Origin of the sequence: Acetivibrio cellulolyticus CD2, assembly GCF_000179595.2 — a bacterium.
GTDB lineage: Bacteria > Bacillota > Clostridia > Acetivibrionales > Acetivibrionaceae > Acetivibrio > Acetivibrio cellulolyticus.
In genome coordinates this window covers 188,669-204,883 of record NZ_JH556657.1, presented here as the reverse complement: position 1 = coordinate 204,883, position 16,215 = coordinate 188,669, and the positions used below count along the sequence as shown (strand labels likewise).

The following is a 16,215-nucleotide window of genomic DNA, read 5'->3' as shown; positions in this document are numbered from 1 at the left end:
TAAAGTAAGGTTTATCAAAACTAAGAAAGTTCATGAAATGCAATTATAGTATGATATAATGTAATAGATTAACATATGTCCATGCGTTTGATATTATAATAGGTTATTCTAAAAATAGGACATCTATAAGACGACGGAAGGCTGGAAGGTTTATGCTATAACCGAGACAGGCAAGGCAGCTCTTAAGGACGAATATTACCGGCTCATTGCCATAATACAAGATGGTATTATGATCAAGGAGGAGAAAGAAGATGAGTAAAACTGTCAGAAAGTTTATGCAGGAAGATATATGGAATATTGGACGAAATGAATCATGGTTCACCGATATGGCTGCGAAGGGATTTCATTTGCGCAGAATCGGGAATGTTTTCGCTACTTTTGAGAAGGGTGAACCCAAAAAAACAAAATACCGGATGTATATTATCAATCCTGCTACAACAGAGGAACAACTTGAATTATATAAAGAGTCAGGATGGCAACTTGTCACCAATCTAGAAGAAATGTATATCTTTTCAGCATCAGAAGAAACGAATGTTCCAGAGCTAGATACTGATCCTATGGAGAAGAGCTATACTTTGGTAGCATTGAATAAACGGATGAGAAAGCAGGTAGTTCTTTTTTCAATATGTATGGCGCTGTTTCTTTGGATAATGTTTTATATGTTCTTTCTTGAGCGTACTCCAACACTGGCGATGTTAGAGGCATTAGGAATTCAAGGTCCGCTGCTTATGTTCGTTGAGATTTATGTTTTTTATTCTATTATACGCAATTACATGACGTTGCGCAGTCTTAAAAAATCTCTTTTCGAGGGAAACCCCATTGATCACCAAGCAAACTGGCGGAAGCCCCGTTTAATTAATGGTTTTATAAGCGCATTTTTCATCCTAATAGCATTCCTAACAGCTTGCTTACCTTTCGTTGAAATTGCTCAAAGCAAAAATTATACCATACCGGAAACATCGGTTAATCTGCCTATCGTCAGGCTTGCAGATATAGAACGGAACCCTGATCTTGAGCGCGAGGTCGTATATAATTCGCGAAGTGTGGACTGGGGTAACCGGGTCAGCTATGATTGGTCGCTTCTGGCACCGATTCAATATGAGGTAAATGAGCATGGCATTATTAAGAACATGATGTGGTATGACAACAGCGGTTCTTATTCACCAAGCGTTGAAACGCATTACTACCAATTGGCTTTCTCATCAATGTCCATTAGTTTGATTCACGACCTTATGGAACGCTATGTTGATGAATTCGACCCGAAGGTGATAATTCAAGAGACGGAGCATACATTTTTTGACAAACTATTTGTAGCAGAAGATGGAATCAGGAAGCAAATCTTTGCATATTCAGGAAATGAAGTTATCTATGTAGACTATTTCGGTAACGAGCAGGCGGAGAATATTATCACATTGTTACCGCAAGTTTTCGGTGTTTATGAAAAATAAGAATTTAGTAGATTAAAATACTAGAGGAGCAGACCCATCATGAAATACTGGTGGTTATTTGCGAGACTGTGAAAAAACTATAATGAACCTCATCCTACAAGCTGTTTATATAACTTTTTGAATTCCTTCTTTATTTTATCACCTTCTTCATAATCTTCAAAGACACGAAAAACTTCTTGATAAAACGTTTTAATCTCCTGCTTATAATGATCCATACTGTCCTTGTTATATGGCCTTAACTTGACCTTCATTAATTCTACCTTCATTAACAAAAGTGCTACTTTGTAATATTTATCCCTCTCTTGATGGTTAGCACAAAACTCAAGACCTTCTTTTAATATATCTGTTGCTTCGGTTAATGAATCTAAGGTATTTTGAAGCATGCATATTTCGGCCTTGACGTAAAAGGTTTTCGCATATCTCTCAGGATCGATGCCCTTATAAAAGAGAGATACTTCATCAATTTTCTTTCTTGCTTGAACTAAGAGTTGCTTACGTTTTTCACCATTTTTTATGGCACCTATTGACTCAAGTGAATTCTTTACATAAATATATCTCAATCCAGCTTCTATATGATGTCTTTTGTCCTCATTAAGTTCAAGATAGCCTTCCTCTTTCAGCATATCATCTATTTTCTTATTTATATGCTCAATTTCTTTTTCATCATGTCCGCTTTGAACCGCTATACCCAAAAGATTTCTATATCCCTTAATAAGCAAATCATAGTCTTCAAGCTCATTGGCCTTCTTAATTCCTAATTTAATATTTTCAGTTGCTATGCCAGCATTGTTTTTATCATTTACAAACAAGTTCCACCCAAGATCGCTTATTAATATACTTGCATGAATAGCTTTTATTTTCATGGGAGTTTCATTAATCATAATTGTATCTGTACTAGATATTAAACGGCTGCAAGCCTCATCCACATACCTTGCCAAGCGTATCCTTAATTTATAATGACGGCTTAACCATAATGGTCTGCTTAAAGGAAAAGCAATCCGAATAATTTCTATCCAGTTCTTGTTCTTTTGATTCTTTTTTATAATCTTCAACAAATTAAACTCATTATCAAATTTTAGCACAAGGCATGCAAAAACTAACGTAAAAATAAGAAAAACAATAATACCAACTATTATGATATTAAAGTTTGTAGCAGCTAAAGTAATGAAACATCCCATTAAAGCAGAAAAGAAATTTGCACTTATCCACCCAAAAGTATTCCTTGCATCTTCATTACCTGCAACTTTCTGAACAATTCTACTAAGTTTCATAGATTCTGCTACTTAAAACATGGACAATATATATAATTTGGGGACGTATGTAAAATCTTCAAATTCTGTCTAGATATATTTTGTCTAGTAGCTTCTCCTTTCATAGTTTTATCTTATTTAAAGAGCGGCTATTGCAATATGAAGCAAAACTGCTTTGCTATTTGATTTTTTCACCTTAAGCTTCATGTTTGGGGTATGTTCATAACTACTACATTACCTTGACTTGAGACCACCCAAATTGAGTTATCTGTATCTAAATATACTCCTCTTTATTTCCATTTGCAACATCCCTTATTCAGAGTATTATTCATATTTAATTATTTTGAGCAATGAACGCAGTATGGTACAGAAAGTCAATTATTGATATTACAAGAAAGTTTTATATGGTATAATTTATATATTCACTTGAGAGATATGAACTTTGTTTCAATAAGAAGGAGGGCATATGAGAGATTTATTTGCAGGGGTCTTTAAAGAAAAGAATGAAATACCGGAGCAGTTTAGGATAGAAAGCAGGGAACAGCGGGAATACCTTGTTGATGGAAAGCTGAAGACCTGGGAAGGTAGTTGCTATGAAGTCCTGTCTCCAATCTACACCAAAGTGGGAGATGAATACATTCAGGAAAGGATTGGAAGTTATCCGCTGATGGACGAAACAACAGCGTTGGAAGCCTTGGACGCTGCTGTGAAAGCATATGATAATGGAAAGGGAATCTGGCCAACCATGCCTGTGGAAGAAAGAATCTTCTGCATGTATAAGTTTGTTCAGAAGATGAAAGAGAAGAGAGCCCAGGTTGTTAATATGCTCATGTGGGAGATCGGGAAGAATCTGGCTGATTCTGAAAAAGAATTTGACCGGACTGTGGAATATATCGAAGGGACTATTGAGGCATTGAAAGATCTGGACAGAGTGTCTTCCCGCTTTGTTGTCGAGCAGGGGGTTTTTGCACAGATCAGACGTGCTCCTCTGGGTGTCGTATTATGTATGGGCCCATATAATTACCCCCTGAATGAGACATTCACAACACTGATTCCGGCTCTTATCATGGGAAACACTGTTGTAATGAAGCCGGCAAAGCATGGAGTATTATTGCTGGAGCCCTTGCTGGAGGCATTTCGTGATTCTTTCCCAGCTGGAGTCATTAATACCGTCTATGGTCGGGGAAAAGTCGTGATCGGGCCTCTTATGGCAACCGGAAAGATAGATGTTTTTGCTTTAATCGGGTCTGCAGCATCGGCAAACAGTATTGAAAAACAACACCCAAAACTGAATCGACTGAAGACTGTTTATGGACTCGGGGCGAAGAATCCGGGTATCATTTTGGAAGATGCGGATATTGACCTGGCAGTGAAGGAATGTATCAGCGGATCCCTGAGCTATAATGGACAACGGTGTACTGCATTGAAAGTTTTGTTTGTCCATGAGAAAATCGCAGATGAATTCATCCGGAAATTCTGTGAAGGTGTGTCAGCACTGAAAACAGGAATGCCGTGGGATGGAGCTGCCATTACTCCTTTGCCTGAGGAAGGCAAAGTGGAGAAGATGATGGAATATGTGACGGATGCACTTGAAAGAGGAGCGGCTATTGTAAATGAAAACGGGGGAGCCCATCTGAACAGTATTTTTAGTCCTGCGGTATTATACCCGGTTAAGGAAGATATGAGAATTTATAGAGAGGAACAGTTCGGGCCGGTTGTTCCAATTGTGCCTTTTAGTGACATTTCGGTACCAATCCGGTACGTAGAAGAATCGGAAGTAGGCCAGCAGGTGAGCATATTTGGCCGGGACTATGAATGCATATCCAAACTGATCGATCCCATGGTTAACCAGGTATGTCGAGTGAATATAAACAGCCAGTGCCAGAGAGGACCAGATACATTTCCTTTTACCGGGAGAAAGGACTCGGCGGATGGAACTTTATCCGTAAGTGATGCACTAAGGGTGTTTTCCATACGCACATTGGTCGCAGCCAAGAACACCGAGCTAAACCGAAAAATCCTAAGTGAAACGACGAAGAACAGAAAATCGAAATTTTTATCAACGGACTATATTTTCTAAGGGAAAATTTTTAAATAAAGGGTTTTCGAGATTAGGAGATTATCTGACGGTTATTCGGTGGATACTTTTAATCACGGAAATCCTTGTTTTTTATCATTAACACTATGTTTTATTGGAGTAAAATAACCTACTATAAACTGCTAAATTGAAATACACTGATCAAATAATGGTTTTAATGCTTTGCACAAAAAAGTTTATTCCGAAGCAAATCATAACCAATCCAAGAACTCCTATTATGACAGAATAGGCTTTGAGGTTTATAAACCTTTTGGTTTTGCTTATTAAGATTGCGATTAACAAATACCACGATATATCAGCAATGATATGACCTGTATAAAAAAGGGATACCCCGACAAAGCCGTGTAAGCTGTACGCAGAAGTCATAAGACTTAAGCCTATAATTGCCCACCATATAGTAAAATATGGGTTAACTGCACTTATTACAAATCCACCGATTACCATTTCCAAATTACGCTTATATGAAGAATCGTTTGATTTAACATTGAAGGATAGACGCTTTTGAAGTATGTCTTTGATCATTGTGATGCCAAGATAAACCATTACTGCCCCGCCTATAATACCAATAATCATTTTGGACATAGGTGTTGTAATGTACTTGCCTAAACCCAAAAATAGTAGTATCACAACAAATGCCTCAAGTATAGCATGTCCAAGAGGGATAAGAACACCAGCCTTGATTCCTTTTTTTAGGCTCATGTCTAATGTATATGTAAGTAATGTGCCGGGCATGATAGCACCAGAATATGCAATAAGTAGCGATTGAAAAAATATAAGAGACAAACAGTATCCTTCTTTCTTGATTACTTTTTATTAAAATTATATCAACAATAATGGTATATTACAAAGGCAAAAATAAAAAATGGATTTCTAATTATGGAATACTCAGTTAATTAAATTGTTATAAAAGAAAATATTTGATAAAATCAAAAATAGACAAAATATTTAGAGGCGAATAATGGCTTCTTTATATTTAAATGATATTCTCTATAGAAACGGTCTTGATACAAAACGTGTAATACTTATTTGGCACTACGCAGACTAAGGAGGTGAGCAGATGCCCTTTACCATAGTCCGAGAGGACATAACGAAAATGAAGGTTGACGCGATTGTCAATGCCGCAAACACAGAGTTACAGATGGGTGGAGGAGTTTGTGGGGCTATATTCAAGGCGGCGGGTGCATCCGAACTGCAAACTGCCTGCAAAAATCTTGCGCCGATTCAAACTGGCGACGCGGTCATTACACTAGGATTTGGGTTACCCGCTAAGTTTGTCGTTCATACAGCAGGACCAGTTTACCGTGGTGGCAAGAATGGTGAGGAAGAGCAACTTCGCCTTTGCTATATAAACAGTATGAAACGAGTGGTAGAAAAAAAGTGCGAAAGCATAGCATTTCCTCTGATTTCAAGTGGTATATATGGCTACCCGAAAGACGAGGCTTTGCGCATTGCCACGGGAGCTATACAAGACTTCCTTATAGATCACGAATTAGAAGTGTATCTGGCTGTATTTGATAAGGCAGCGTTCACGGTTAGCGAGAAGCTTATCGGTGAAGTCGTGAGCTATATTGATGAGCATTATGTCGCAGAACACAAATTAGCGCGGCATAAGGTACTTGATGTCGAGATCGAAGCCCTTGAGGAAGCCGACCTTATCAGCTATAACGCGCCGTCACCTATGCGAGCCCCGATTGTTAGCAAAGGTATTGACGAGCTGGTAGGCAGCCTAGACGAACCGTTCTCGGAGACACTCCTGCGGTTGATTGATGCCAAGGGCAAGACGGACGTGGAAGTATATAAACGTGCCAACCTTGACCGAAAGCTATTTTCCAAAATTAGAACAGGAAAAGGCTATACACCTAGCAAGCGCACTGCCGTTGCCCTTGCAGTGGCATTGGAGCTGTCACTTGATGAAACGGATGACCTTTTGGAGCGGGCAGGCTATGCTTTGTCCCACAGCCAGAAGTTCGACGTTATTGTCGAATACTTTATCGTTAGCAGGAAGTACGACATTTTTGAGATTAACGAGGTGCTGTTCAAATATGACCAGCCGTTATTGGGAGGGTAAGTCTAGAAAACAAATGAGCAAGTCATTTGTCGCTTGAAAAGCGACCGCATGTCTTGCTGAAATTGTTATCCTTAAGTCATAATAAAACTTAAGGAGGACATGGCAATGAAAAAAGGATTAACTGAATTGGTATTTATATTGGACAAAAGCGGCTCTATGGGTGGCCTGGAAATCGACACTATAGGTGGTTACAACTCAATGCTTGCTAAACAGCAGACAGTTGAGGGTGAATGCTATATCACAACAGTGTTATTTGATAACAATTATGAGCTGCTACATGACCGCATCGACATCAATGCAGTAAGCCCGATTACTAAGAAGGAGTACCAGGTCGGCGGATCAACAGCGCTGCTTGATGCCATCGGCAGGACAATTCACAAAATTGGCAACGCTCAAAAACACACAGCAGATGATTACCGCGCTGAAAGGGTGATGTTCGTCATCATCACAGACGGTGAGGAAAACTCCAGTCGTGAATACTCAGCAGAAAGGATCAAGGCTCAGATCGAACGACAGAAGACAAAGTACGGATGGGAGTTTATTTTCCTCGGGGCAAACATCGATGCTGTTGAAACGGCAGGACGGTTCGGGATCTCCGCAGACCGCGCTCAAAATTATCATGCAGACAGTGAGGGCGTCGAATTAAATTTTCGCGTCATGAGTGAAGCGGTGGCTACATTTCGTGAGTGCGCCGTAATGCCGGTAGGATGGAATGACAAGATTCAAAAGGATTATAAGGAACGTGGGGAACGGAAATAAACAATAGACCTGTTTCCACAGACGTATTTTACATAAATTTGACTCAAGACATCATTTGGGGCAACTCCGCCATATAGAGTCTGTATATATTTATACTGATAAAAGGATTACGTTTGCTTTCAAGAATGGATTGGATTATATAAGTATAAAGTATCCCCGTAAGGTTGGCAGTAATGCTTTCTTTACGGGTATTCTTTGTTTGTGTTTATAATGAACTGAATAAAATGTAGAAATATTAACTTTCGTATATGGTAGCTATATCATGTATTCTACGCTTCATTTCTGTGCGGATATGTAACGGCTCTAAACACTCGCATTTATCACCAAAACTGAAAAGAATATTGTAGTAGTATTCGTTCTCTATGAAAGGAAAACTAACAATGTAATGCTCATCACCGTCTGGCGAAAAGTGTTCATAAGTGCAATAATCAAGTACCCTGTCCATGACAGATTTATGAATACGAATTTTGATTTTTGTTTGCATAGTTGCCAAAATATCAGTAAAATCTAACTGCGGTTTTTGATAATCTCGTGGGGTAAAAAATTCCTCTTGTATTTGCAGGTTTGATGTGCGGGATAGTTTGAATAAGCGAAAATCATTTCTTTTATGGCAATACCCTTGCCAATACCAATGACTACTTTTCAATACAAGCTGATACGGCTCGGCTGTTCGTACGGTTTTATTTCCGTAGCGGTCTGCATATTCAAACGAAAGTAGCTTGCTTTCCTGTAAAGCTGTTTTGATAATCTCTAGATATGGTTGTATGTTCCTGTTGCCCATCCACGGACTTAAATCTATATATATTTGATTTGCTTTTAATTCAATGTCTTTCGCTCTGTCGGCGGGGATAAAACTCTTGACTTTCGCAAGGGCGTTTACCAGTTCGTCACCTCGTATCATGTTGGAAAGACTGGAAAGCCCCATCAAGATAGCGGAAAGGTCCGCAGTGGAAAAAACCTTTCTATCAATCTTGTATTTTTGCATGATTTCAAATCCGCCGCCCACTCCCGATGTTGAGCAAACAGGAATACCCGCCATGTTGATAGTGTCTATGTCGCGGTAGATTGTGCGGGGTGAAACTTCAAACATATCTGCTAACTCCTGTGCACCTATACGCTTTTTATCAAGGAGTATCATAATAATGCTAACAAGCCTCTCAACTTTCATCTGATAGCCGCCTTCCAAAATTTCTTGTTATCATTATAGAATGTTGCCATACTGTTGTCAACAATTACAAGGTATAATAAAAAAGCAAGCAAATTAGAAACGCAATGAAAATGGAGGAAATTTATGTTTACAATCTATGTTTACGTTCTGGATACTTTAGCCGACTGGGAACTGGGGTATGTTATTTCGGAGCTGAATTCTGGACGATTTTTCAAAAAGGGGGAGCAACGTGTATCGCTCAAAACGGTTAGTTATTCTCAAGAGCCAATCAATACAATGGGCGGGATGACAATAGTGCCCAATTGCTTAATTGATGATATTGTTGTTAGTGAAACAAGCATGTTGCTATTACCGGGCGCAGATACATGGAACGACCCAAAGCATCTCGCTATCATCGAAAAAGCAAGCGGATTTCTCTCTTTAGGTGCTACGGTGTGTGCAATCTGTGGGGCTACCGCTGCGCTTGCCAACTTTGGGCTTTTGGATAAGCGTCCGCATACCAGTAATGGACCGGGATTTCTTGAAATGTTTTCTCCTGGTTATAACGGGCAAAGTTTTTACATAGACAAGCCATCTGTAGCGGATAACAACCTTATTACTGCAAGTTCCACCGGAGCTTTGTTGTGGGCAAAACAAATTATTGAGCATTTAGGTGTTTTTCAATCAAACACACTGGAATCTTGGTATGAATATTTTAGTACCGGTGAGCCTAAACATTTCTTTGCTCTCATGCAAACTTTGCCGTCTAGCAATGAAAACTGATCCACCTTTGTCATAAACAGGACTTAGGTACTGCCTGATAAAAGCACTCCGGGATTGCGGACAAAGCAAAGTTTTCTGTGTGGGCGACGACTGGCAGTACCCCGATAGAATATTACACAAATTTCTATTGGTAGCACGTTTAGCGTTCTTAACAATATGCATTGCTGACATGTGGATTGCGTTGCCTTGATGTGAAGGTTAGAGGAATAGAAGAGCTTGGAATGAAAGTAACGAAGGGTTCCTTTCGAGACTATTTTGATGAAACCAACTTTCCAAGGTTGTTAAAAAGTTGGGCTGGATCTCCGTCATTATTCCAAATATTCGAATCTGCCCACATTAACACACTATCTCCACTGCTATATGCTTTTGGCCCAGAGGTAATCATTACAGATGATTTACCTTTAAGTGTAAATCCATTTGGGAAATAGTAAGTCTGGTTTCCTTTGACTGATATAACCTGCCACCCTGACAGGTCAATACTTGAAGCACTATTATTTGTTATTGTTATTGTCTCTCCATAACAATCCAAATCACTAATTACAACATTTGCTTCTTGGTTTAAGTCTGTTGGAATAGAAGTTGTTGTAGGTACTATTGTTGATTTAGATGATGTCGTAGTTGCTGAAGTTGTTTTATCAAATGCAATAGTGTTTCCATCACTGAATGCTACAATGGTCCCGAGTTCGTCTGTTCTATATACTTGGACGCTAGTAGCAGCAAGTTTATCAAGAGTTTGTTTTGTTGGGTACCAATAATCATTGTCTTTTCCTACACTTATTACAGCATATTTCGGTGATACTGCTTTTAGGAAAGGCTCTGTTGTTGAATCATTGCTTCCATGGTGACCGACCTTTAGTACATCGGCTTTAAGGTTAGATCCTGATGATAACATTTCTGATTCAGAAATATTCCCAGCATCACCTTCGAAAAGGAACGAGTTATTTTTATAGGTTAGCTTGATAACTGCAGAATAATTATTCAAATCCTCGTAAGTATTTCCTACAGGTGCAAGAATACTTACTTCTAAATCCGAATCTAAATCTATATTAACTCCAGCTTTTGCAGTATTAATTTTTAAGTTTTTATTTTTTGCTGCTATAAGAACATCCTCAAATACCTGTGTTGTTGCATTTGGCATATAAATCTTACCTATATCAAAATTATTGATAACTGTGTCTAAGCCACCAATATGATCCTCATGATAGTGTGTTCCTACAATTACATCGATCTTATTTAGTCCTTTGCTCTTTATGTATGAAACAACAAAATCACCATCTTCATTGTTACCGGCATCAATAAGTAGTGATTTTCCATTTGGTGTTTCGACTAGGATACTGTCGGCTTGTCCTACATCAATAAATGAAACCTTTAGTCCAGCGTCATTAATAGTTGCAGTTCTTGAAGTTCCGTCCCAAGAAACTATAGAACCTAAACTTTCAGAAATAAACCGTAAAGGTACCAGCGTTCTATTATTTCTTATTGTTGCTGGTACATCTAAAGCCTTTTGAATCCCATTAACTGTAGCATCTGTTCTATCAATAGTTAGAATAATTGTTTTTGTCCCTTTTACACCTGTAACTGTTCTTGTGCTGGGTTCCCACGAAACTACAGCGCCAAGAGCTTCGAAGATAGCCCTTAAAGGAACCAAAGTTCTTCCGTTTTCTATAACTGGAGGAACATCGAATTGAACCTGTTTACTATTAACTATCACTGAAATCTGACTTTCGGCGAGAATTGGACTAAGGCTGAAAATTAAAACTACAAATAAAACCAAAGATATAAGTCTTTTCTTCAAAATAGCCACCACCTAGATAGATTTAATTTTAACAAAGAATCTATTCCTCATTTGTTTGTGATTTCCTTCCAAATTCTTAATATATTTTGTTGGAATTAACAATATATTTATTAGTTTATGGATAAATTGGGAGACATGAATAGGTTTTTTCATAGACTTGATTTAAATGGGGGATTTGATAATGCAATTCAGAACTTAATACTAAAAAAATGCAAAAAGTTTGTAAAACATGGTACAATCTTCTTATAATATATGTGAGGTGAGTAGAATGGGCTTATTTGATAGGATGAAAGAACCTGTTTTTCTTAAGGGAAATAGTAATGCAGAAGTACAAATTGAAAAGCTTAAAGCATTGGAACCCATACTTAATGCGGAAGGGCAAAATATAATAAAACAAGATATAAAAAGCCTTGAATATGGAATTGCAGGAGAAAAGAATATTGAATTTGAGTTGAAAAATAGTCATATTCCTATGTATATCTTGCATGACATCTACATTGAGGATGGAGAGTTGAGTGCCCAGATAGATTATCTTGTATTTACAAAAAAGATTTGCTTTATTATCGAATGTAAAAATCTCTATGGAGATATTGAAATTAATAGTTCTGGTGACTTTATCCGCACTATGGAATTTAGTGGCAGAAAAAAGAAAGAGGGTATTTATTCACCCATCACACAAAATCAAAGACATTTAGAATTAATGAAAAAGATTATGACAGACAGAAAGAATAATATATTTACTAAATATATGGCTGGAAGATACTTTGAAGATTTTAATAAGTCAATAGTGGTTTTGGCTAATCCTAAGACAGTACTTAATGCAAAATATGCAAAGAAAGAAGTAAAAGAGAAAGTTATCCGTGCGGATCAATTAGTTAAACATATAAAAGAAGTGTACGAAAGTTCTAAAGTAGCTGCTGACTCAGAAGATAAAATGTTAGCTTGGGCTCAATCTTATTTGGATTTACATAAGGCTGTTGAGAAAGATTATACTGGAAAATACGAGCAGTATAAAATTAATATAATAACACCACGTAAGCAAGATGAAGAAGTACTAACTCCAGTAGCTGAGAGAAGCACTATAACAGTAGGCGAAGTTCCAGTAGAGGAAACGGATATTTTTAAAGAATTAAAGGCATATCGATTAGATAAGAGTCGTGAAGAAAAAATAAAACCTTACTTCATTTATAATGATAATCAATTGAAAGATTTAATTTCAAAAATGCCTAGAAATAAAGAAGAACTGCAGACAGTTTCAGGGTTTAGTGAGGTAAAGGCGAATAAGTATGGCGATGATATTTTAAAAATTATAAAAAAATATTGAATATTTAGCGTTTTTATTACAAGGAGGCTGGCATGAGTACTTTAGAAAACAAATTTCATGAAGAAATGAATAATATATATTTTATTGCTAAGAAGGAACTGAAATATAATGCTGCGAGATTCATTCAATTAGTATCAGCGGAAGGCGGTATTAAGGCGGCAAAAAAGCTGATATCAAAGAGCGGCGGTACTTATGGATTTGAAGTTTTATGGGAAAACAAGCGACTTGATTTATCAGTAGAAGCATTGGTTTTAAGGCCAGAGTATGAAGCTTTGTTTACAGATGAGGAGAGGGAAACTTGCAAGAACCGATTAATCGAATTTGGTTATGAGTTTAATGACTTAGAAAAATAAACTTTAATTTGTTTAACTGCTAAATTGAATAACAAGAAATTAAATTTCTGAAGGGGTCTTTATATGAACGACTTACAATCTCTTTCACAGATATACCAGAATAAATTATTTCGAATTCCTGACTATCAGAGAGGTTATGCCTGGAAGCAGGAACAACTTGTGGACTTTTGGGATGATATAGTGAACTTGCTATCTGAAAGGTATCATTACACTGGGCTGTTATCACTTAAAGCTGTTCCAAGGTCTGAATCAAAGGAATGGAATAATGACAAATGGCTATTGGATTCAGGCTATAAGGCTTACCATGTAGTTGACGGTCAGCAACGCCTGACGACTTTTTCAATCCTTATAAATGAAATAGTAGGTTTTGTTAAAAATCTTGAATGTAATGCGGAAAAAAGCGAAGAGGATATTGTTCTTTGTTATCAGACTTTAAAAGCCATACGTTCAAAGTATATTTCACAGAAACGCCCTCCACAGAACTTGATAACAACTTATCTCTTTGGTTATGAGACAGATAATCCAAGTGCTGATTATCTTACATATAAAGTTTTTTGCGAGCCATTCAGTGGTTCGGTTGATGAAACCTATTATACACAAAACCTCAAGAAGGCAAAGGATTTTTTTGCCGATCGTCTAAAGGAGCTTCACTTATCAGAGGGAATTGAGGGGATTGAAAGTGTGTTCCGTAAACTTACCCTGCAGTTGATGTTTAATATCCACGAGATTGAAGATGACTATGATGTTTTCGTGGCATTTGAGACAATGAACAATCGTGGTAAAAAGCTTACAAACCTCGAACTTTTAAAGAATCGTCTAATCTATCTGACAACCCTTTATGATAAGAATGAATTGGATGTAATGGATAAGGATGAATTGAGAAAGAAAATAAATGATTCATGGAAAGAAGTATGTTACCAACTTGGTCGCAACCAGAGTGCACCTTTATACGATGATGAGTTTTTGAGAGCACACTGGATCATGTATTTTCAGTATTCTCGGCAAAAGGGCGATGATTACATTAAATTTCTACTGAATAAATTTTCTGCAAAGAATATTTATGAAAAGCAGGTTGTAATCAGTGCTGAAGAAGATACACAAACTGATGATTGTCAAATGGAAGATGATGATGTGCCGCAGCCATTAGAGGAAGATGCTGTTACGACCGTATGCAAATTGAAGCCCTCTGAAATTGCGGATTATGTTAATAGCTTAAAAGACGTAGCAAAATACTGGTTTTATACATACTTCCCGGAATTAAGCGATTTATCAGCCGCTGAAAAAACATGGCTCGACAGGCTTAACCGAATCGGAATTGGCTATTTCAGACCGCTTGTTACTGCATCTTTGACAATGAATGCTGTTGTGACCACGGAAGAGCGTATAGTATTGTTCAGTGCAATTGAACGCTTTATCTTCTTGTCTTTCAGGATGGCATCATTCCAATCAAGCTATAAGAGCAGCGATTTTTATAGAAAAACTCGGGAGGTTTATCTAGGTGAGTTGCCAATTTCCAAGGTAACAAAGGACTTGATTGAAACAGCTACTGCAGATATGGATTTTGCAATTAAAAACTTCATGACACGAATTGATAAGCGTTTTTCAAACGGCGATGGGTTCTATGGTTGGCATGACCTCCGATACCTGCTTTTTGAGTATGAATACGAGAAGGCTTTAAAAACCGGCATTGAAAAGCTGGGGTGGAAACCGTTTACAAAGGCAGAAAAAGATAAGGTAACAATAGAACACATTCTTCCGCAGACTCCAACAAAATGGTACTGGAAAAACCAGTTTAGGATGTTTACGCAAGAAGAAATAAAGATTCTTTCCGGCTCCTTGGGCAATTTGCTTCCTTTATCTCAGAGTGTGAACTCCAGTCTACAAAATGACAGTTTTGATGACAAGAAATCTTCGAAAACAAATGGCCGACGTGGTTATGAGGATGGATCGCATTCGGAAATAGAAGTATCACATGAAAGCGACTGGGATGCCACATGTATTCTTGTACGTGGAATAAAAATATTAAAGTTTATTGAAACCAGATGGAATATTCGTTTCTCAGATGAGACACAGATGATTGAATTGCTTCATTTGTCTTTTTTAAATACAGAACGTAAAGAAGTGCCTGAACTTGACGTGGCGGATTTTGATGAGCCTGATGAACCCGCAGAACCAACAACCAGGGAACTTGGTGAAAGACATCATTTGAGGATGGACTTCTGGAAGCATTTTGCCCAGTATTGCCGTGATAATGGACGTGGAGAAGATATAGGAAGAAGAAAACCTTCATATGATGACTGGTATGATATTACAGTTGCAAATAATAATTATCACTTGTTTTTTCAGCTAGTAAGGAAGAAGATACTACGGATTGGAATTTATGTAGATAATCCGGAGTATTTTTCAAAACTTGAATCAAAAAAAGACCGGATAGAAAGGTAAGCGTACAATACAACCCATCTGTTAATCAATTTGTTAGCATGAGATAATACACCAAAAACCAGGAGGCGTCTTATGTTATATAAAGAATGGGAAAAGTTAATTAGAGAATTCGAAAAAAGCGGAAAAACCCAGGCTCAGTGGTGTAGGGAAAAGGGGTTGAAAATCAAAGCATTCAATTTCCAATATAGAAAATATAGAAGAGATAATCAAAACAAGGAAGAAATTAACAAAACAAACTGGATGCCAATTCAGTTTGAACCAATGATGACATCAAAACTCAACATAAGAATAGGTAAAGCTATAATTGAAATTGAGAACGGATATGACGAAAGACTTTTGCAAACTATAGTTAAATCCTTGGAGGCAATATGTTGAGCATAAGTGGAACAGAAAAAGTATATCTTGCTATTGGAAGTACTGATATGAGACGCTCTATCGACGGTTTGGCAGCAATAGTTCAGCAATGTTTTTCTCTCGACCCATTTTCATCGAATCTTTTTGTGTTTTGCAATAAAAACAGGACAATGATAAAAATATTACATTGGGATCATAACGGATTTTGGCTATACTTCCGACGACTTGAAAAGGGAACGTTTAAATGGCCTTCAGATAACTCTAAAGAGACAATTCAGGTGGGTACTAGGGAACTCTATTGGTTATTAACTGGACTTTCAATTGAGCAAAAACAAGCACACCGGAAAGCAGCTTCAAACGTGGTGATATAGAGAAATTTAATCAAAAAATATTT

14 protein-coding genes are annotated in these 16,215 nt (G+C 37.5%); 10 read left to right on the top strand and 4 right to left on the bottom strand.

Going from position 1 to position 16,215, the window contains the following annotated elements:
- The first annotated feature begins 251 nt into the window (after window positions 1-251).
- Window positions 252-1,448 carry a DUF2812 domain-containing protein gene (locus tag ACECE_RS0213025; protein ID WP_010247792.1) on the top strand — a complete coding sequence of 399 codons (1,197 nt, stop codon included), beginning with the start codon at window positions 252-254 and terminating at the stop codon, window positions 1,446-1,448.
- A gap of 89 nt (window positions 1,449-1,537) precedes the next feature.
- On the opposite strand, the gene ACECE_RS0213020 is transcribed toward ACECE_RS0213025, so the two are convergent.
- Window positions 1,538-2,719, bottom strand: coding sequence for a hypothetical protein (locus ACECE_RS0213020; protein ID WP_010247789.1), 1,182 nt, complete (start codon window positions 2,717-2,719; stop codon window positions 1,538-1,540).
- Window positions 2,720-3,164: 445 nt separating this feature from the next.
- Between ACECE_RS0213020 and ACECE_RS0213015 the strand changes: the two genes are divergently transcribed.
- Window positions 3,165-4,778 carry an NADP-dependent glyceraldehyde-3-phosphate dehydrogenase gene (locus ACECE_RS0213015; RefSeq protein ID WP_010247786.1) on the top strand — a complete coding sequence of 538 codons (1,614 nt, stop codon included), beginning with the start codon at window positions 3,165-3,167 and terminating at the stop codon, window positions 4,776-4,778.
- Between the two features lie 159 nt (window positions 4,779-4,937).
- On the opposite strand, the gene ACECE_RS0213010 is transcribed toward ACECE_RS0213015, so the two are convergent.
- Entirely contained in the window at window positions 4,938-5,579 is a 642-nt protein-coding gene (locus ACECE_RS0213010) for a LysE family transporter (RefSeq protein ID WP_010247784.1), read from the bottom strand.
- A gap of 274 nt (window positions 5,580-5,853) precedes the next feature.
- Between ACECE_RS0213010 and ACECE_RS0213005 the strand changes: the two genes are divergently transcribed.
- Complete coding sequence (locus ACECE_RS0213005; protein ID WP_010247781.1) at window positions 5,854-6,864, top strand: macro domain-containing protein; 1,011 nt, start codon at window positions 5,854-5,856, stop codon at window positions 6,862-6,864.
- A 105-nt stretch (window positions 6,865-6,969) separates the two neighbouring features.
- The gene (locus ACECE_RS0213000) at window positions 6,970-7,623 is read left to right on the top strand and encodes a vWA domain-containing protein (protein ID WP_010247778.1); all 654 of its coding nucleotides are present in this window, start codon (window positions 6,970-6,972) and stop codon (window positions 7,621-7,623) included.
- Window positions 7,624-7,858: 235 nt separating this feature from the next.
- Here the strand turns inward: ACECE_RS0213000 and ACECE_RS0212995 are convergent, their stop codons facing one another.
- The gene (locus ACECE_RS0212995; protein ID WP_010247774.1) at window positions 7,859-8,791 is read right to left on the bottom strand and encodes a helix-turn-helix transcriptional regulator; all 933 of its coding nucleotides are present in this window, start codon (window positions 8,789-8,791) and stop codon (window positions 7,859-7,861) included.
- 123 nt (window positions 8,792-8,914) lie between these two features.
- Between ACECE_RS0212995 and ACECE_RS0212990 the strand changes: the two genes are divergently transcribed.
- Complete coding sequence (locus ACECE_RS0212990) at window positions 8,915-9,553, top strand: type 1 glutamine amidotransferase family protein (RefSeq protein ID WP_010247771.1); 639 nt, start codon at window positions 8,915-8,917, stop codon at window positions 9,551-9,553.
- Between the two features lie 250 nt (window positions 9,554-9,803).
- Here ACECE_RS0212990 and ACECE_RS0212985 read toward each other — a convergent pair whose 3' ends face one another.
- A complete protein-coding gene (locus ACECE_RS0212985; RefSeq protein WP_010247768.1) occupies window positions 9,804-11,348 on the bottom strand; it encodes a stalk domain-containing protein in 1,545 nt (514 codons plus the stop codon).
- Window positions 11,349-11,616: 268 nt separating this feature from the next.
- On the opposite strand from ACECE_RS0212985, the gene ACECE_RS0212980 reads away from it, so the two are divergent.
- The 5 genes from ACECE_RS0212980 (at window position 11,617) to tnpB (ending at window position 16,192) form a co-directional block, all read left to right on the top strand.
- Complete coding sequence (locus ACECE_RS0212980; RefSeq protein ID WP_010247765.1) at window positions 11,617-12,672, top strand: HRDC domain-containing protein; 1,056 nt, start codon at window positions 11,617-11,619, stop codon at window positions 12,670-12,672.
- 32 nt (window positions 12,673-12,704) lie between these two features.
- Window positions 12,705-13,025, top strand: a complete 321-nt coding sequence (locus ACECE_RS0212975) for a hypothetical protein (RefSeq protein WP_010247762.1) — start codon at window positions 12,705-12,707, stop codon at window positions 13,023-13,025.
- A gap of 63 nt (window positions 13,026-13,088) precedes the next feature.
- The gene (locus ACECE_RS0212970; protein ID WP_010247759.1) at window positions 13,089-15,467 is read left to right on the top strand and encodes a DUF4268 domain-containing protein; all 2,379 of its coding nucleotides are present in this window, start codon (window positions 13,089-13,091) and stop codon (window positions 15,465-15,467) included.
- A gap of 72 nt (window positions 15,468-15,539) precedes the next feature.
- Window positions 15,540-15,842, top strand: a complete 303-nt coding sequence (tnpA, locus tag ACECE_RS0212965; protein WP_010245199.1) for an IS66 family insertion sequence element accessory protein TnpA — start codon at window positions 15,540-15,542, stop codon at window positions 15,840-15,842.
- Window positions 15,836-16,192 carry an IS66 family insertion sequence element accessory protein TnpB gene (gene tnpB, locus ACECE_RS0212960; protein WP_026073830.1) on the top strand — a complete coding sequence of 119 codons (357 nt, stop codon included), beginning with the start codon at window positions 15,836-15,838 and terminating at the stop codon, window positions 16,190-16,192. The genes tnpA and tnpB overlap by 7 nt, the downstream gene beginning before the upstream one ends.
- The last annotated feature ends 23 nt before the right edge of the window (window positions 16,193-16,215 follow it).

What these genes read in the sequence shown, in the direction of transcription:
- ACECE_RS0213025 (WP_010247792.1), top strand. Translation starts at nt 252, where the DNA reads ATGAGTAAAACTGTCAGAAAGTTTATGCAGGAAGATATATGGAATATT.
- ACECE_RS0213020 (WP_010247789.1), bottom strand. Translation starts at nt 2,719, where the DNA reads ATGAAACTTAGTAGAATTGTTCAGAAAGTTGCAGGTAATGAAGATGCA.
- ACECE_RS0213015 (WP_010247786.1), top strand. Translation starts at nt 3,165, where the DNA reads ATGAGAGATTTATTTGCAGGGGTCTTTAAAGAAAAGAATGAAATACCG.
- ACECE_RS0213005 (WP_010247781.1), top strand. Translation starts at nt 5,854, where the DNA reads ATGCCCTTTACCATAGTCCGAGAGGACATAACGAAAATGAAGGTTGAC.
- ACECE_RS0213000 (WP_010247778.1), top strand. Translation starts at nt 6,970, where the DNA reads ATGAAAAAAGGATTAACTGAATTGGTATTTATATTGGACAAAAGCGGC.
- ACECE_RS0212995 (WP_010247774.1), bottom strand. Translation starts at nt 8,791, where the DNA reads ATGAAAGTTGAGAGGCTTGTTAGCATTATTATGATACTCCTTGATAAA.
- ACECE_RS0212990 (WP_010247771.1), top strand. Translation starts at nt 8,915, where the DNA reads ATGTTTACAATCTATGTTTACGTTCTGGATACTTTAGCCGACTGGGAA.
- ACECE_RS0212980 (WP_010247765.1), top strand. Translation starts at nt 11,617, where the DNA reads ATGGGCTTATTTGATAGGATGAAAGAACCTGTTTTTCTTAAGGGAAAT.
- ACECE_RS0212975 (WP_010247762.1), top strand. Translation starts at nt 12,705, where the DNA reads ATGAGTACTTTAGAAAACAAATTTCATGAAGAAATGAATAATATATAT.
- ACECE_RS0212970 (WP_010247759.1), top strand. Translation starts at nt 13,089, where the DNA reads ATGAACGACTTACAATCTCTTTCACAGATATACCAGAATAAATTATTT.
- tnpA (WP_010245199.1), top strand. Translation starts at nt 15,540, where the DNA reads ATGTTATATAAAGAATGGGAAAAGTTAATTAGAGAATTCGAAAAAAGC.
- tnpB (WP_026073830.1), top strand. Translation starts at nt 15,836, where the DNA reads ATGTTGAGCATAAGTGGAACAGAAAAAGTATATCTTGCTATTGGAAGT.